The following is a 16,266-nucleotide window of genomic DNA, read 5'->3' as shown; positions in this document are numbered from 1 at the left end:
GTGATTATTCAGCCGGATTCGGGCCATCAGGGGCGGCTGGCTTGCGTGTCGTGATAAGCCAGCGTCCGACAGCAGTGGATCAATAAAGGAATTGGCACAGGGGATATGCAAGAGGATCGCAGACGTTCTAATTCGTTGAGACAAGTCCTCTGAATAGATGCTGTTACGCAAGATTTTATTGCGAAAAAAACGCCGGTATAAACCGGCGTTTTTTATTCAGCATCTGAAATGTGAATCAGGCGCTTTTCTTGCGCTTGGAGAATAAACCCAAAGCAGCCAGGCCAGCCAGCATCATGGCATAGGTTTCTGCTTCCGGCACTGCTGCGGCAGTATTAATATTATCAATGGCTAAACCATTGTAAAAAGGATGGGACGAGCCGCTTGCGCTGAAGGTGACAGACGACAGATTGGAGAATGCGCTGTTAAAGGTGAAATTGGTGAAAGCCAGCGGGCCGCTCGGGGTATCGCGATCAATCGCAAAGGATTGCGTCACTTGCGCGCCATTGGCCGTGATGCCAACTGCATCGATTTGCAGCGGAATATAGTGCTTTGTGCCTGATTCATTGAAATTGAACGAAGCGGCGCCATCAAAGCTGTTCAAGCTGAAGGTCGAGCCATCTGCTTTACTCATGCGCAAATAACCAAGCTGGTTGCTCAGATTGCCATATGGCATCAGGGCGATATTGCTGCCATTCACCGGACAGCTGGGGCCGCAGTATTGGGCGTTATAAATCACCGAAGCGGTTCCGGACATAAAGAAAGAAAAGCTGCCGGAAGTGAAATTACCGGTAGAAAAGCGCGTGACATCTTCAAAATTGACTGTTTCTGCTTGTGCGAATGCAGCGAAACCGGAGAGCAGGGAGGCAAGAGCGATTTTTTTAAAATTGTGCATATGGGTTCTCATAAAAAGAGTGTTAACAAAGTTGCTGCCGGGGGATGCCTTATTTGCTGCTTTAAAACAGATGCAACATAAATCCGGTTTCTGCGCATGAAAAGAGTTCATACGTCAGCAATTGCGCCCAATGCATGCAATCATGCGCTTGCGCTATCTACATATTCGGGGTGAAACACAAACTGGATGGATATGACATGCGCAAATATGCGCACCATCAATTGAATTTGATCAGTGCAATCATGCGCTTATGTTTTACTGCTGGCCCGTCAAGAGTTTTGCTTCGTTCGTTGCAGTATGTCAACATTGTAAGGATATGTGTCGGCCGATGCAAGCAAATATTTTGCCTCATGGAAATTTTTTTGCGTTGCGCTTGGGATGTTTTTATGCGCTGGCAGCGGGCGTCATGCATGGATCTGCATGACGCCCGTGTATCAGTTGCGCTCAGCAGCGCTGCGGATATGGGCGATTTCCTGCAATAACACATCTTGCACCTGCGGATGCAGGGCCAGCGCCACATGGCCCATGCCATGCAGGGCGATATTGCGCGCGCCCGGCAATTCGCTGGAATTTTGCGGCGAGATGATATTGTCATCGCGCGACCAGATTGAGGTGAACAGGGCGCGCGTGTCTTTCGTTTCACTGGCGGCCAGGGTTTGCAGCCAGGGACTGGGGCCGCTTTGTTTGTGATAGCGCATCTGGCGCGAGTTTTCACCCATGCCGAAATTCGCAAGGCCAGTGCCATGGTGCGGACTGCCGAGCGTGATCACATGCGCGATTTTGGCCGCGCCGTGTGCGCGCAAATAGGCGCGCGTGGCCAAGCCGCCCATGCTGTGCGCCACGATAATCACTTGTTTGGCCCCGCTTTTGGCCAGCACGGCATCGATTTTGGCCGCAAGCAAAGGGGTGTAGGCGTCGATTGGAGCCAGGGCCGGTTCCAGATCCAGGGCGTAATGGCGTATGCCTTGCGCCATCAAACGCCGGCTGAGATGGCTCCAATAGCCGCTGTTGCAAGCCCAGCCATGCACCAGCAACACCGGCAAACCCTGGTCTTCCATTTTGTCGCGTTCGCTGAACATGTGGCTGATCATCAGCCAGGACGAGGAACTGAGCGTGGCGCTCCATTCGCCGGCGAATAAGCGGAGTTTTTGCCACAGCGTGAGCTTGCTGTGCGCCGGGCGCGTCTGGCCCCGGCCATAATGCCAGGCAAGCACAAAATTTTGCAGGGTGATCAAGATGCGTACAGCAATCAGGCCGGCCAGCGCCAGCAGGCTGGCTGTCAACCAGCCCAGCCCCAACCACAAGAGCCAGCCGGCCAAGGCCAGTATGGCCAGGGCTTGCAGCCACAATAGCCGGCGTAAAAAACGTGCGATCATGCTGCCTGGGCCTTGAGTTTGGGCGCGTCCTTCCCGCTCAATTGTTTCGCCAAGCCCGCCGCCATGCGTGCTGTCACGCCATAAATCGAGAGTTGCGGATTGGCCCCGATCGAGGTGGGGAAAATCGAGCCGTCATGCACCGAGAGATTGGATACGCCATAGTAGCGGCCATTGCCATCGACCACCCCCTGGTTGGCATTGCCGGACATGGCGCAGCCGCCCATAACGTGCGCGGAAACCACGCGCGCGCGCAAGGTTTCATAGGGCAGGGCTTGAATTTCCTTTTTCGCCTCGGCCCAGGAGGTGTAGAGCCTGGCCATTTCATGGGTTGGCATGACCTGCGTGGCGCCGGCGGCGAATTGAATTTCCGCCATATTCAGGAATGCGCGTCTCACCCCATCCCAGATGTAGTCATTCAAGGGATAGTTCAGCACTGGCGAGCCATCGCTGCGCAGATCCACCGCACCGCCCGCCGATTGCTCATGAAAACCATCGCGCAGCAGCGCCAGCACAACCTGGGTGTGCGGGAATTGCCGCATCAGCTCGGCGTGTTGATTGCCAAAGCCGTTCATGGTGCTGGAGAGCAGCAGCGGATGCAGCGGCGGCGCTTCCAATTTATAGCCTATCGGCCCGTCAATAGGATCAATGCCTAAGAAATGGTCGGAATAAATGGTTTGCGGCGCGCCGGCAAAGCCTTCCACTTTTTGCTTGAACAGGGCGGCGGAAATCACGGTCGGGTGCAAGAAGGTGCGCTTGCCCACCATGTGATTCGGATCAGGCGCCCCCGAGCGCAGCAATAATGCGGGGTTGTTGATGCCGCCGCCGGCCAGCACATAGTGTTTTGCGCGAATCGTGAGTTTGCGTCCCGATAATTCCAGGCCATCAGCCTTGAGCGCCACGCATTCCAGCGCCTGAACCTGATCCTTGGCGAACAGCAAGCGTTCTGCGCGGGTGTGGGTGTACAGGCGCGCGCCTGCCGCCAGCGCGGAAGGAATGGTGGTGATCAGCATCGATTGCTTGGCGTTGGTGGGACAGCCCATGCCGCAATAACCCAGATTCCAGCAGCCGCGCACATTGCGCATAATGGCGGCTGCCGGAATCCCGAGTTTGGCGCAACCGCGCTTCAAAATATCATTGTTTTCATTCGGCGGCGTCAGCCAGGTCGAGACGTTCAAGCGCTCTTCCATCATTAAAAACCAGGGCGCCAGGCTGTCTGAGGTGTAGTCGTTCAAGGCGTAATGGCTGCGCCACCAGTCCAAAGTCGGCTGCGGCGTGCGAAAGCTGGATGTCCAGTTCACTGTGGTTGAGCCGCCTACACTGCGCCCTTGCAATATATTGATGCCCTTATCTGCGGTTTTGCGCGCCGCCGATTCCTGATACAGCTGCGGATAGGCTTGCGCCTCGCGCATTTTGAAATCGGAAGAAGATTTGAGCGCGCCTTCTTCCACAATCAAGACCGATAGACCGGCCAGGGCCAGAGTTTCCGCCGTGACGCCGCCGCCGGCCCCGCTGCCGATAATCACCACATCGGCTTGCAGCGTTTGATCCGCATCCAGAGTGGCGGCGTCCACCACTTTCCAGCCTTGCGCCAGACCGGCTTTGATCGGATCGGGAATAATGCCCTTGACTTCGGGTTCTTTGTCAACCGCGCTGTTACGTGTTTGATTCATCTGTATTCCTTAGCGCTCAAGTTGACAGCTCTTTCATCGGGCCGGGATAGCCTATCGCCGCCCAGTTATCGGGATTGCCATACCAAGGCCCGAGCACCAAGTCGTGCAAGGCGTGGTATGCGGTTTGCAAGGTTTGCGTGCGGTGGTTGCGCCAGTTTTGCAGCATGGCGCTGACTTCTGCCACGCCGGCCTCGCGCCAGTCATTGCTCAAACCGCCCAGCAAACGCCGTCCCAGGCCCAGCGAGAGCAGGCCGAACAGATCGCCAACTTCTTTTTGCGCATGAAAAGGCAGGCCGGAGACGGCCAGATGCACGCCTTTGAGCGCACTCTCAAGCGCCGCCTGACGCGCCGGCCCTTCAGCGGGAATCGCGCCGGCCAGCAGGGCGGGGATGATGGCGCGCAAGACCGTGTCGGCATTGGCGTCAAGCGGGGTGCGGGAAAACGAAGATGGATTGCGGCTGCGATACAGCGCGCCGCCTGCAGCCAGCACAAGGCCGGCTGCAAGCCCCAGTTTCAGAAAAGTTCTGCGACTTGCCATGGGTGTTTGCCTGAGATTTTCGGGGTTTTATATTGCCAACAGTGTACTTTACCGGGCAATCGCGGCCATGGGTTGAAAATAGAGCCAGACATCTAGACATTTCTGGTACAAAGCCCACATGCAAAAATCCGATTTGATCCCCGTCTTGCGGCGCGAATTGGCCGCCGTGAAAAGCTTGCGCTTGCAGGCGCGCATGGATGCACAGACTGATGCTGCCCGTTGCGCGCTCAAGCGTTTTCAATCTGCGCGCTTGAGCCTGACCCACGCCGATTTGCTGGCGGCCCCCGACACCGGCGCGGCGGCTGAGTTTTTCCTGCAGGAACTCTACAGCCCGCAAGATCTGACCCAGCGCGACAGCGATGTCGAACGCATTATTCCCACCTTGGAGCGCTTATTGCCGGTTGCTGCTTTGCAGGCGATCACTGATGCGGTGACGCTGGACGCTTTATCAGAGCAAATGGATGCCGCCATGGCGCAAAGGCTGGGCGAGCAGTTTGATGAAGCGCAATATCTGCAAGCCTATTTTGCCGTCACCACCCACGAGCAGCGCAGTTTGCAAATCACGCTGGTGCAGGAATTGGGCCTGGCTTTATGCGATTTGGTGCGCATCCGTTTCCTGGCCACCACCCTGAAGATGATGCGCGGCCCGGCGCGCCTGGCGAATCTGCATCATTTACAGGCATTTTTAGAGCGCGGCTTCGCCACCTTCAAAGCGATGCGCGCGCCGCATGCTTTCGTGCACACGATTGTGCGGCGCGAGCGGCAGATTCTGGCGCGCATTATCGCAGGCGACCCCGCGCCATACGCTATGAGCGGCTTGCAGCTGGATGCGCAGACGCCGCCGGCCTAGGAGCCTGTCAGACTTAGAAAAAATCTACTGCAAAACCATCAGAACGGGCCATATTTCACCGTCTTTTTGATCAATAGTCCCGCTATTGACGCTGCAAAGTCGGCAAAATCTATCCTCGCCCTGCTGCTTTTTCGCTACGATTCTCTAACCCCGACAGGCTCCTGGACCTGGCGCCTTAATCCGGTTTTTTACGGGTTTGCAGGATATGGCTGGCGATGCCGCGCAGAATATTCACTTCTTCCACCTCCAGCCCGGTTCTGCCGAACAGGCGTTTGAGGCGCGGCATCAGTTTTTTCGGATGATCAGCATCTAAAAAACCGAGTGTGATCAAGGCTTGTTCCAGGTGCTGGTACATACCTTCGACCTGCTGTGCGCTGGCGGGCGCGCCGGAAAAACCGGGCAGGCGCGGCGCTTGCAGGTTTTGTTCACTGTCGGCGGCCATGCGCATTTCCCAGGCCAGCAATTGCACCGCCTGCGCCAGATTGAGCGAAGAATAAGCCGGATTGGCGGGAATATTCACCAGCACATTACAGTCTTGCACCACCTGATTCGGCAGACCATAGCGCTCGCTGCCAAATAAAATCGCCGCTTGCAGCTGCTCTTGTTGCCGCATTTGCTGTGCTAAATCCTGCGCTAACTGGCGCGGCGCACACACCGGCGGCGAAAATTCGCGCAGGCGCGCAGACAGCGCGGCGGTGAAATGACAGCCTTCCAGCGCTTGCGCCACGGTTTCCACCACGCGCGCGCCGGCTAACACATCCTGCGCGCCGCTGGCGAAAGCCAAGGCTTCTTCGTGTTGCAAAGCGTCGGCAAAGCGCGGCTGCACCAGCACCAGACTGCCAGGCGCACAAAAGCCCATGGTTTTCAGCGCGCGCGCGGCAGCGCCGATATTGCCGGGGTGACTGGTCTGCACCAGCACAAATCGTATCCGATTGAAAAGAGATGTATGGGGTTCGCTCATCTTGATTTAAAATACTGCGTTTTGCGGCCTTGTGCAGAATAGCACAGCAAATGCCCGCCGCAGCCGGACACCTGTCCTGCTTATGCTCTTTTACGGAATTGTCATGCACCCAATGCTCAATACTGCGGTTAAAGCCGCACGCCGCGCCGGCGCGATTATCAATCGCGCTTCCTTCGACCTCGACCGTTTGCAAGTGTCGGAGAAAAATCCCAATGATTTTGTGACCGAGATCGATAAAGCCGCAGAACAGGCGATTATCGAAATTCTGCTCAAAGCCTATCCGGATCATGCGATTTTGGGCGAGGAAAGCGGCCCCTCCGCCAATCTGCATGACGAATCGCCTTTTGTCTGGATCATCGATCCGCTCGACGGCACCACCAATTTCCTCCATGGCTTCCCGCAATATTGCGTCTCGATCGCGCTGCAACACAATGGCGTGATCACCCAGGGCGTGATTTACGACCCCAACCGCAATGATTTATTCACCGCCACCAAGGGCGCCGGCGCGTATCTGAACGACAAGCGTTTGCGCGTCAACCGGCGCGACAAAATCAGCCAGGCCCTGATTTCGACCGGAATCGGCCCGGGCGACGCCAAGACCATGGACGAATTCGTCAAAATGTACCGCCTGATGCTGGAAAAAACCCAGGGCTTGCGCCGTGAAGGCTCGGCGGCGCTGGATCTGGCCTGGGTCGCTTGCGGCCGGCTGGATGGCTTTTTTGAAAAAGGCCTGAAAGTGTGGGACATGGCGGCCGGCGCTTTGATGGTGCAGGAAGCCGGCGGCATCGTGGGCGACTTCACCGGCGAGGCGGAGCACCTGCAAAAAGGCAATGTGATTGCCGCCAGCCCGAAGATTTATGCGCAGATGGTGGGTTTGCTCTCGCCTTACGCATAAACCCGCAAGCAATAAACTTTGCCCGGATCGCAACTGATCCGGGCCGCTTCATTCCCCCATTCCTTTTAATTAGAAGAACTGATGACATTTTCTGCTCTCGGTTTGCGTGAGGCGCTGTTGCGCGCCATCAGCGAACAGGCTTATGACGCGCCGACTCCGATCCAGGCGCAAGCGATTCCCGCTGTATTGCGCGGCGTGGATCTATTGGCCGGGGCCCAGACCGGCACCGGCAAAACCGCCGGCTTTACTTTACCGATTTTGCAATTACTGGCCGATGGCGCACGCCAGCCCGGCCCGCGCGCCCTGATTTTGACCCCCACCCGCGAACTCGCGGCCCAGGTCGAAGAAAGCGTGCGCGTGTATGGCAAATATTTACGCTTAAAGTCCACCGTGATTTTTGGCGGCGTGGGCATGCAACCGCAAATTCAGACCCTGCAAAAAGGCGTTGATATCCTGGTCGCGACACCGGGCCGCTTGCTCGATTTGCTGCAGCAAAAAGCGCTCAATCTTGATTATGTGGAAATTCTGGTGCTGGATGAGGCCGACCGCATGCTGGACATGGGGTTTATCCGCGATATCAAGCGCGTGCTGGCGGTGTTGCCGGCAAAGCGTCAAAATCTGCTCTTTTCCGCCACCTTCTCAGATGAAATCAGAAGCCTGGCCGCCGGTTTGCTGCGCGCGCCGGAAATGATTGATGTGGCCCCGCGCAACGCCACCGCCGCTGTGGTGCAGCAAATCATCCACCCGGTGGATCGCGATAAAAAACACGCCATGCTGGCGCATCTGATTAAAAGCCGCGATTGGCGCCAGGTGCTGGTGTTTACCCGCACCAAACACGGCGCCAACCGCCTGGTTGAACAATTGGCGCGCGATGGCATCGAAGGCGCCGCTTTGCACGGCAATAAAAGTCAGTCAGCGCGCACACGCGCTTTGAGCGGCTTTAAAGACGGCAGCGTGCGTGTGCTGGTGGCCACTGATATCGCCGCACGCGGGATTGATATTGATCAACTGCCGCAAGTGGTGAACTATGATTTGCCGAATGTGCCGCAAGACTATGTGCACCGCATCGGCCGCACCGGACGCGCCGGCGCCAGCGGCTGCGCCGTGTCCCTGGTGTGCGTGGATGAAGCGCATTTGTTAAAAGACATTGAAAAACTGATCCGCCAGACCTTGCCGCAAGAAGTGTTGTCAGGCTTCGAGCCGGATCGCAACGCCACCCCGCAGCCGATTCAATTGCGCAGCAATGAGCGGCGCCAGGGACAGAATAGTGGCCGCAGCAAGGCGCCGGCGAAAGCTGCGCCAGCCCAGAACGCGGCTCCGCTCAAAGGCGCAAACGGCGGCCCAGCCGGGGGCAGGACTGGCGCGCCAAACAAAGCCCATCCCGGCCCGCAACCGGCCCGCCCGGCCCCAAAGGCGGGGACAGCTTCGCATCCGAAACCCGGCGTTCATGGCGCCAAGCGTGCGGCTGGAGGCGGTACGCCTGTCCCTGCTGTGCAGCAAAATGGCAAACCGCAGGAGCGCAAACGCGCTCCGCAGAGCGCGCGCGCAACACATACTTCCAGTGTGCAGCCGGCGCTCACAGCGCGCAAGCCCGCTCTGGCGGCATTATTGCAAAGCGAAACACGTTTGCCAAAACATGCTGCAAAAAAAGCATGAATAAGAACCATGGTCTGATGCGCATGGGGTTTATTGCCTTGCGGCAATAAATTCCCTGTGCAAATGCTTGCCTGTGTGCAATAATGATTCCACCACCAGGGAACTTCCAAAAACCTGCTTGCTGAATCAGCGCCCGGCCCCAACCTCCCAGAATGTCGAAACTCAGGTAAGACCGGGCAGGCATGAAGATACCCCGAATGGCGGCACAGCTTGCGCCGCCATGCAAAAGCTGCCGGGTTTTTTGAAGCATCTTCAAGCATCACTTCCGCCAGGAGACCATCATGCTGAAATTTGCCGCCAATCTGACCTTGATGTTTACCGAAGTCCCCATGCTGCAGCGCTTTGCCGCCGCGCGCCGCGCCGGCTTCGAGTATGTGGAAATGCAACTGCCTTACGCCTGGCCGGCGATGCAATTGCGCGAGATGTTGCAGGAAAATCAACTGCAAATGATTTTGCACAATCTGCCCGCCGGCAATTGGGACGCAGGCGAACGCGGCATTGCCTGTCACCCGGGACGCATCGATGAATACCGCGCCGGGGTGGAATTGGGGCTGGTGTACGCGCAAACGCTGGGTGTGCGGCAACTCAATGTGCTGGCCGGGATTGTGCCGGAAGGCGTGACGTTCGCGCAGGCTGAGCAATGCTTCCTGGATAATCTGCGCTACACCTGCGAGCGCATGCAGAAATGCGGCATCAAGACCTTGATTGAGCCGATCAATCCCTACAATGTCCCCGGCTTCCTGCTCAACACCACGCGCCAGGCGCTGCAATATCTGGACATGCTGCAACAGCCGAATCTATTCATTGAATATGATATTTATCACGCGCAAAGGGCGGAAGGCGATCTGGGCAATATCTTGAGTGCGCATATAGAACGGATTGCGCATATCCAGTTTGCCGATAATCCGGGCCGCCATCAGCCGGGCACAGGCGAAATCAACTTCCCCTATCTGTTTAAGCTGATTGAAGAACTGGGCTATCCCGGCTATCTGGCGGCGGAATACATTCCGCTGGGCAGCACCGAGCAAAGCCTGGACTGGGCCAATGCCTGGCTCAAACCGCAATCGCCCTTGCAAATTGTGGCGGCTTAAGTCACCTCTGCGGCAGCCAAAACCATCCGCTTTGACTTGAATTTGTTCTGCTGGCTTGTCAAGGCAGGGTAAATCGCGCAATATGTTTGTATCCATATTGCGAGGGTCAATCTTCGATGGGTAATTGGCTAAGCCGCTTGATGGGACGTGACGAGGAGCCTGCAGAGCCTGTGTTGGAGCAGGAGCTGGAGCAATCCGCGCAAAGCGACCCCGAACAGACATTGCGCATCCTGCATACGCTGGATGTGGATCAATTGTATTACCGCTGGTTGATCGGTCAGCAGGGACGCACCCCATTGCCGGAATCGGTGCTGGATAAAAAAATCCTGCAAGCCATGCAGATGCTGGCGGATTCCGAAGGCGGCGGCAGTAATCTGGTGCCGCGCGTGCCGGCGGTGATCCCGCAACTTTTGCGCAGCTTGCGCGATGAAGAGATGTCAGCGCATGAGCTGGCGCGTCAAATTGCGCATGACGTGGTGTTGGTGGCGGAAGTGATTCATGAAGCCAACAGCCCGTTTTACCGCCCGGCGAAACCGATCGCCAGCCTGGAAAGCGCGATTATGCTGCTTGGTCAGAATGGCTTGCGCTTACTGGTGGCGCGGGTGGCGTTCCGTCCCATTATCAATATGCAAGCCGGGCGTTTCGCCAAACAGGCGGCGCCGCACATCTGGGCGCAAGCCGAGTTGTGCGCCGACGCCTGCAGCATTCTCGGCCCGGCGCAGGGGGCGGACCCGTTTGAGAGTTTTCTCTCGGGCTTGATGCAAAACGTCGGCCTGATTGTCACCTTCCGCATGATAGACCGCGCCTACCAGGGGCAGTTTTTACCCGATTCGGACGAATTCTGTTTGCAATTCATGCAAAAAGTGCGCTTGATTTCCTCGCGCATCGCCAAATCCTGGGAGTTTCCGGCCAGCGTGGAGCAAGTCATCGCCCATCTCGGGCAGTTGGATCATCCGGTGATGCAAGCCGCGCTGGGGCGCGTGCTGCAACAGGCTGACCAGATCAGCAAACTGCGTCTCTTGATCGATCATGGTCAGCTGGAAGAGGACGAACCCTTCGCCCGCATGGGCCTGCCCGCGCCGGCATTGCACTGCCTGGATCAACTCAAGCGGCGCAAGGAAATGGCGGCGTGAGGCTGGCGCCGGCGCATGAAATTGGCGCCGCGCGGAATACATGGATTACTGCGCATATTCAACCTTGCCTGGCCGGGCGCCTGATACAGGGCTGAGGCTGCGCGGCAGCACGCAAAACTCCCTTTTCCCCGCATTTTCATTGCAGCGCACAATTTTCCTGGCATTGCGGTTCTCTTGTGGTATTATCGATTCGATATTGCCCATCAGTAATACAGTCAGTCAGCATCACAGACCGGCTGTTTTCCACGCATGCGACCACCCCCTGGCATGCAGTGCCGGCCCACCGGGCTGGCGGGCGTTCTGCCTTGCTTTTAAGCGGCTCAGCCTACCCCCGGCTGAGAATTGAAAGCGTACAGGCCGTTTCTGTGCAAACATGAACTGGCCTATACTGGAAAAACCACGCGAAAAGCGCGATGCGCGCGCTGTGGCATAATGCATTCATAGTGAACTGCGGTGTGCAAACGCCGCCAACCGACGAAACCATGGCTAAGACGCTTTACGACAAACTCTGGGATTCCCATCTGGTGCACCAAGGTGAGGATGGCGCTTCGATTATCTATATTGACCGTCATTTGCTGCACGAAGTGACCAGCCCGCAAGCCTTTGAAGGCTTAAAACTGGCCGGGCGCAGCCCCTGGCGTAATTCCGCCAATCTGGTGGTGGCTGATCATAATGTGCCAACCACTGACCGGCGCGCCGGCATTGCCGACCCGACCTCCCGCCTGCAAGTCGAAACACTGGATAAAAACGCGCGTGAATTCGGCTTGACCTATTTTGATATGAATGACAAGCGCCAGGGCATTGTGCATGTGATCGGGCCGGAGCAGGGCGCGACGCTGCCGGGCATGACCGTGGTGTGCGGCGATTCCCACACCTCGACCCATGGCGCGTTCGCCTGCTTAGCGCATGGCATCGGCACTTCTGAAGTTGAGCATGTGCTGGCGACGCAAACCCTGATCGCCAAAAAATCCAAATCCATGCTGGTGCGCATTGATGGCGTACTGGGCGCGGGCGTCACGGCGAAAGACCTGGTGTTAGCTGTGATTGGCCATATCGGCGCCGATGGCGGAACCGGTTATGCGATTGAATTTGGCGGATCCGCAATTGCCGCGCTGTCGATGGAAGGGCGCATGACGGTATGCAATATGGCGATTGAAGCCGGCGCGCGCGCGGGCATGATTGCAGTGGATCAAACCACGATTGATTATTTCCAGGGCCGCCCGTTTGCGCCAAGCGGCGCGATGTGGGAACAGGCGGTGGCGTATTGGCGCACCCTGCATTCTGATGCTGATGCGCAATTTGACCGCGTGGTCACACTCGACGCCGCCAGCATCGCCCCGCACATCACCTGGGGCACTTCGCCTGATATGGTGGCTCCGGTCGAGGGACGCACCCCGGCCCCCGAGGAAGAATCCGACCCGGTGCGGCGTGAAGCGATCAGCAAAGCGCTGGCGTATATGGGACTGGCGCCGCGCACCGCCTTGACTGATATCAAAATCGATAAAGTTTTTATCGGTTCCTGCACCAATTCCCGGATCGAAGATTTGCGCGCCGCCGCCGCCGTGGTGCGTGGCCGCCGTCTGGCTGCGCATGTCAAGCTGGCCCTGGTGGTGCCGGGTTCCGGTCTGGTCAAGGCGCAAGCCGAGCAGGAAGGCTTGGATGAAATTTTCCGCGCCGCCGGCTTTGAGTGGCGCGAACCGGGTTGTTCGATGTGTCTGGCGATGAACGCTGACCGCCTGGAGCCGGGCGAGCGTTGCGCCTCCACCTCGAACCGTAATTTTGAAGGCCGGCAGGGTGCGGGCAGTCGCACCCATCTGGTGTCGCCGCAAATGGCCGCCGCCGCCGGCATCGCAGGACATTTTGTCGATGTGCGCCAGTTCCTGGCGTGAATCATGCAGGAGGAATGATGAAATCCAAAACTTACGCTTGGCTGATTTTGCTGGTGCTATCGCTATCAGCCTGTAATACCGTGCAAGGCATAGGCAAGGATGTGAAGAAAGTCGGCGAGGCGGTTGAGGGCGTCGGCAAGAAATGACCCAAGGACGTAATACGTCCCTGCAACAGGTTTGATATGGAAAAATTCACTGTACATCAAGGTTTGGTGGCGCCGCTGGATCGCGCCAATGTCGATACCGACGCCATCATTCCCAAGCAGTTTTTGAAGTCGATTTTGCGCACCGGTTTTGGCGAAAATCTGTTCGATTCCTGGCGTTATCTGGATCCGGGCGAGCCGGGTGTGCCGGTGGCCCAGCGCCAGCCGAATCCTGATTTTGTCTTGAATCAGGCGCGCTATCAGGGCGCCTCAGTGCTCTTGACGCGCAAAAACTTCGGTTGCGGCTCCTCGCGCGAACACGCCCCCTGGGCGCTGCAGCAATATGGGTTTGCCGCTGTGCTGGCCCCCAGCTTTGCCGATATCTTTTTCAATAACTGCTTTAAAAACGGATTGTTGCCGGTGGTGTTGCCGGAGGCGGTGATTGAACAGTTATTCCAGCAAGTGCAAGCCACCCCCGGCATGCAGCTGGTGATTGATCTGCAACAGCAACAGGTGCGGCAAGCCGATGGCGCTCTGGTGCATGGTTTTGAGGTGGACGCCTTCCGCAAATATTGTCTCTTGAATGGCCTCGATGATATCGGCCTGACGTTGCAGCACGCCGATAAGATCCGCGCGTTTGAAGCGCAGCGTTTAGCCCAACATCCCTGGCTGGCCAAAACCCTGGAGGCAGTATGAAGATAGCGATTTTGCCAGGCGACGGCATCGGCCCGGAAATTGTCGCGCAGGCAGTCAAGGTTTTGCAGGCGCTTGAATTGCCGCTTGAGCTGGAACAGGCGGCAGTCGGCGGCGCCGGCTATGAAGCGCATGGCCATCCGCTGCCGCAAGCCACCCTGGCCTTGGCCAAACAGGCGGATGCGGTGTTGTTCGGCGCGGTCGGCGATTGGAAATACGATAATTTGGAGCGTCCCTTGCGCCCGGAGCAGGCGATTTTAGGCTTGCGCCGCGAATTGAATCTGTTTGCCAATTTGCGTCCGGCGATTTTGTATCCTGAACTGGCGAATGCCTCCACCCTGAAGCCGGAAGTGGTCTCGGGACTGGATATTCTGATTGTGCGCGAATTGACCGGCGATATTTATTTCGGCAAACCGCGCGGGGTGCGCACCTGTCCCGATGGCCAGTTTGCCGGCCAGCGCGAAGGCTTTGACACCATGCGTTATGCGGAAGGCGAGATCCGCCGCATCGCACATGTCGCGTTCCAGGCGGCGCAAAAGCGGCAAGGCCGTTTGACCAGCGTGGACAAGGCGAATGTGCTGGAAACCTTCCAATTCTGGAAGGAAATCGTGACAGACACAGGGTTGCAATATCCTGATGTCAAACTGGATCACATGTATGTTGATAATGCTGCGATGCAGCTGGTGCGCGCACCGAAAAACTTTGATGTGATTGTCACCGGCAATATGTTTGGCGACATCTTGTCTGATGCGGCGGCGATGTTGACCGGCTCCATCGGCATGCTGCCTTCCGCTTCCCTGGATGAAAATAATAAAGGCTTGTATGAGCCTTCGCATGGCTCGGCGCCGGACATCGCCGGGCGTGATGTGGCCAATCCGCTGGCCACGATTTTGTCAGCGGCCATGATGTTGCGTTACACCTTCAACCAGGAAGAAGCGGCGCAGCGGATTGAGCGGGCGGTCAAGCAAGTCTTGGCGCAAGGCGTGCGCACGGCGGATATTTACGAGCCGGGCATGCAAAAAGTCGGCACGCGCGGTATGGGCGAAGCGGTGTTGGCGGCATTGCGGAGCGCAGCCTGAATGGCGGCGCAACAATTCAAGCGGGCCGGGCGCGCACAGGGGGTGTGGCGTCTGGATCTCCCGCAACTCAGCGGGCCTCACCCGCATTGTGATCAGGCAGGACCAGTGAGGCTGGTCTGGAATTAAGGAAATGATGATGAAATTGGTTGGCTTGGTAGGTTGGCGTGGCATGGTCGGTTCGGTGCTGATGCAGCGCATGCAGCAAGAAGGCGATTTCGACCTGATTGAACCGGTTTTCTTTTCGACCTCGAACAAGGGCGGTAAAGCGCCTGCGCTGGCGAAAAATGAAACCACTTTGCAGGATGCCAATGATATCGGGACACTCAAGAAATGCGACATCATTATTACCTGCCAGGGCGGCGATTACACCAATGAAGTCTATCCGCAGCTGCGCGCTGCCGGCTGGGATGGCTATTGGATTGACGCCGCATCCTCACTGCGCATGGCGGATGACGCCGTGATCATTCTCGATCCGGTGAATTTGCAAGTGATCAAAAATGCGCTGGCCGCCGGCGGCAAAAATTTCATCGGCGGCAATTGCACCGTGTCTTGCATGCTGATGGGTCTGGGCGGTTTGTTTGCGCAAGATCTGGTGGAGTGGGCCAGCAGCATGACCTATCAAGCCGCGTCCGGCGGCGGCGCGCAACACATGCGCGAATTGCTGACCCAGTTCGGCACGATCAACGCCAGCGTCAAGCCGCTGTTGGATGATCCGGCTTCGGCGATTCTGGAAATCGACCGCCAGGTGCTGCAAACGCAACATGGGTTGAATGAGCAGGAAATCAAGAATTTCGGCGTGCCGCTGGCCGGCAATCTGATTCCCTGGATTGATAAAGATCTGGGCAATGGCGTTTCGCGTGAGGAATGGAAGGGCGGCGCGGAAACCAATAAGATTCTGGGACGCACCGCCGGCGATGGCCTGATTCCGATGGATGGCCTGTGCGTGCGCATCGGCGCCATGCGCTGCCATTCGCAAGCGCTGACCATCAAACTCAAGAAAGATGTGCCGCTGGATGAATTGCACGGCATCATCGCTTCCCATAATGATTGGGTGAAACTGGTGCCGAACACGCGTGAAGCCTCGATGCGCGATCTGACCCCGGCGGCGGTGACAGGTACGCTGACGATCCCGGTGGGCCGTCTGCGCAAGATGCAAATGGGCGGCGAATATCTGTCCGCTTTCACCGTCGGCGATCAATTATTGTGGGGCGCGGCTGAACCGCTGCGCCGTATGTTGCGGATTATTCTCGAAAAATGAATGTGTATGAACTGACAATATAGCCCGGATGATGAGACAATCGGGCGTTGTCATTCTGCAACGCAAATCAGCCGCCTGCAGGACTTTTGCAGGCGGCTTTGCATTTTGCGGATGTTAAGAGGTTGGATCAGCTTGCATGGCC

General features: G+C 57.3%; 15 protein-coding genes. 10 read left to right on the top strand and 5 right to left on the bottom strand.

From position 1 onward, the window contains the following. Positions 1–235 precede the first annotated feature (235 nt). The 4 genes from V8J88_RS10550 to V8J88_RS10535 form a co-directional block, all read right to left on the bottom strand. Positions 236–892, bottom strand: a complete 657-nt coding sequence (locus V8J88_RS10550; RefSeq protein WP_338849451.1) for a PEP-CTERM sorting domain-containing protein — start codon at positions 890–892, stop codon at positions 236–238. A 434-nt stretch (positions 893–1,326) separates the two neighbouring features. Next, positions 1,327–2,268 carry an alpha/beta fold hydrolase gene (locus V8J88_RS10545; protein WP_338849450.1) on the bottom strand — a complete coding sequence of 314 codons (942 nt, stop codon included), beginning with the start codon at positions 2,266–2,268 and terminating at the stop codon, positions 1,327–1,329. Beyond that, positions 2,265–3,938 carry a GMC family oxidoreductase gene (locus V8J88_RS10540; protein WP_338849449.1) on the bottom strand — a complete coding sequence of 558 codons (1,674 nt, stop codon included), beginning with the start codon at positions 3,936–3,938 and terminating at the stop codon, positions 2,265–2,267. Before V8J88_RS10540 ends, V8J88_RS10545 begins: the two co-directional genes overlap by 4 nt. Before the next feature lie 16 nt (positions 3,939–3,954). Then, positions 3,955–4,476 (bottom strand): hypothetical protein, encoded by a 522-nt coding sequence (locus V8J88_RS10535; RefSeq protein ID WP_338849448.1) that lies wholly within the window; start codon positions 4,474–4,476, stop codon positions 3,955–3,957. Between the two features lie 118 nt (positions 4,477–4,594). On the opposite strand from V8J88_RS10535, the gene V8J88_RS10530 reads away from it, so the two are divergent. After that, entirely contained in the window at positions 4,595–5,326 is a 732-nt protein-coding gene (locus V8J88_RS10530) for a hypothetical protein (RefSeq protein WP_338849447.1), read from the top strand. A 175-nt stretch (positions 5,327–5,501) separates the two neighbouring features. Here the strand turns inward: V8J88_RS10530 and V8J88_RS10525 are convergent, their stop codons facing one another. After that, positions 5,502–6,287: an RNA methyltransferase gene (locus V8J88_RS10525; RefSeq protein WP_338849446.1), complete on the bottom strand. Its 786-nt coding sequence runs from the start codon at positions 6,285–6,287 to the stop codon at positions 5,502–5,504. A 112-nt stretch (positions 6,288–6,399) separates the two neighbouring features. Here V8J88_RS10525 and V8J88_RS10520 point away from each other — a divergent pair, with 112 nt between their 5' ends. The 9 genes from V8J88_RS10520 to asd all read left to right on the top strand — a co-directional run bounded on the left by V8J88_RS10520 (position 6,400) and on the right by asd (position 16,124). Further along, positions 6,400–7,182: an inositol monophosphatase family protein gene (locus tag V8J88_RS10520; RefSeq protein ID WP_338849868.1), complete on the top strand. Its 783-nt coding sequence runs from the start codon at positions 6,400–6,402 to the stop codon at positions 7,180–7,182. 81 nt (positions 7,183–7,263) lie between these two features. Next, complete coding sequence (locus tag V8J88_RS10515) at positions 7,264–8,838, top strand: DEAD/DEAH box helicase (RefSeq protein WP_338849445.1); 1,575 nt, start codon at positions 7,264–7,266, stop codon at positions 8,836–8,838. Between the two features lie 281 nt (positions 8,839–9,119). Continuing rightward, complete coding sequence (locus tag V8J88_RS10510) at positions 9,120–9,929, top strand: hydroxypyruvate isomerase family protein (RefSeq protein WP_338849444.1); 810 nt, start codon at positions 9,120–9,122, stop codon at positions 9,927–9,929. Positions 9,930–10,045: 116 nt separating this feature from the next. Next, on the top strand, positions 10,046–11,062 hold the full coding sequence (locus tag V8J88_RS10505; RefSeq protein ID WP_338849443.1) for an HDOD domain-containing protein: 1,017 nt from the start codon (positions 10,046–10,048) through the stop codon (positions 11,060–11,062). A gap of 482 nt (positions 11,063–11,544) precedes the next feature. Further along, entirely contained in the window at positions 11,545–12,951 is a 1,407-nt protein-coding gene (gene leuC / locus V8J88_RS10500; RefSeq protein WP_338849442.1) for a 3-isopropylmalate dehydratase large subunit, read from the top strand. 14 nt (positions 12,952–12,965) lie between these two features. Further along, complete coding sequence (locus V8J88_RS10495) at positions 12,966–13,097, top strand: entericidin A/B family lipoprotein (RefSeq protein ID WP_338849440.1); 132 nt, start codon at positions 12,966–12,968, stop codon at positions 13,095–13,097. Positions 13,098–13,133: 36 nt separating this feature from the next. Beyond that, positions 13,134–13,790, top strand: coding sequence for a 3-isopropylmalate dehydratase small subunit (gene leuD / locus V8J88_RS10490; RefSeq protein ID WP_338849439.1), 657 nt, complete (start codon positions 13,134–13,136; stop codon positions 13,788–13,790). After that, on the top strand, positions 13,787–14,866 hold the full coding sequence (leuB, locus tag V8J88_RS10485) for a 3-isopropylmalate dehydrogenase (protein WP_338849438.1): 1,080 nt from the start codon (positions 13,787–13,789) through the stop codon (positions 14,864–14,866). The genes leuD and leuB overlap by 4 nt, the downstream gene beginning before the upstream one ends. Positions 14,867–15,002: 136 nt before the next feature. Beyond that, entirely contained in the window at positions 15,003–16,124 is a 1,122-nt protein-coding gene (gene asd / locus V8J88_RS10480) for an aspartate-semialdehyde dehydrogenase (protein WP_338849867.1), read from the top strand. Positions 16,125–16,266: the final 142 nt, after the last annotated feature.

This window comes from Massilia sp. W12 (assembly GCF_037300705.1).
Lineage (GTDB): Bacteria > Pseudomonadota > Gammaproteobacteria > Burkholderiales > Burkholderiaceae_D > JACPVY01.
This window is presented reverse-complemented; position numbering and strand designations above follow the sequence as displayed.

Bases quoted from the DNA above. Each gene is read 5' to 3' on its own strand.
- V8J88_RS10550 (WP_338849451.1), bottom strand. From the start codon at position 892: ATGCACAATTTTAAAAAAATCGCTCTTGCCTCCCTGCTCTCCGGTTTC.
- V8J88_RS10545 (WP_338849450.1), bottom strand. From the start codon at position 2,268: ATGATCGCACGTTTTTTACGCCGGCTATTGTGGCTGCAAGCCCTGGCC.
- V8J88_RS10540 (WP_338849449.1), bottom strand. From the start codon at position 3,938: ATGAATCAAACACGTAACAGCGCGGTTGACAAAGAACCCGAAGTCAAG.
- V8J88_RS10535 (WP_338849448.1), bottom strand. From the start codon at position 4,476: ATGGCAAGTCGCAGAACTTTTCTGAAACTGGGGCTTGCAGCCGGCCTT.
- V8J88_RS10530 (WP_338849447.1), top strand. From the start codon at position 4,595: ATGCAAAAATCCGATTTGATCCCCGTCTTGCGGCGCGAATTGGCCGCC.
- V8J88_RS10525 (WP_338849446.1), bottom strand. From the start codon at position 6,287: ATGAGCGAACCCCATACATCTCTTTTCAATCGGATACGATTTGTGCTG.
- V8J88_RS10520 (WP_338849868.1), top strand. From the start codon at position 6,400: ATGCTCAATACTGCGGTTAAAGCCGCACGCCGCGCCGGCGCGATTATC.
- V8J88_RS10515 (WP_338849445.1), top strand. From the start codon at position 7,264: ATGACATTTTCTGCTCTCGGTTTGCGTGAGGCGCTGTTGCGCGCCATC.
- V8J88_RS10510 (WP_338849444.1), top strand. From the start codon at position 9,120: ATGCTGAAATTTGCCGCCAATCTGACCTTGATGTTTACCGAAGTCCCC.
- V8J88_RS10505 (WP_338849443.1), top strand. From the start codon at position 10,046: ATGGGTAATTGGCTAAGCCGCTTGATGGGACGTGACGAGGAGCCTGCA.
- leuC (WP_338849442.1), top strand. From the start codon at position 11,545: ATGGCTAAGACGCTTTACGACAAACTCTGGGATTCCCATCTGGTGCAC.
- V8J88_RS10495 (WP_338849440.1), top strand. From the start codon at position 12,966: ATGATGAAATCCAAAACTTACGCTTGGCTGATTTTGCTGGTGCTATCG.
- leuD (WP_338849439.1), top strand. From the start codon at position 13,134: ATGGAAAAATTCACTGTACATCAAGGTTTGGTGGCGCCGCTGGATCGC.
- leuB (WP_338849438.1), top strand. From the start codon at position 13,787: ATGAAGATAGCGATTTTGCCAGGCGACGGCATCGGCCCGGAAATTGTC.
- asd (WP_338849867.1), top strand. From the start codon at position 15,003: ATGAAATTGGTTGGCTTGGTAGGTTGGCGTGGCATGGTCGGTTCGGTG.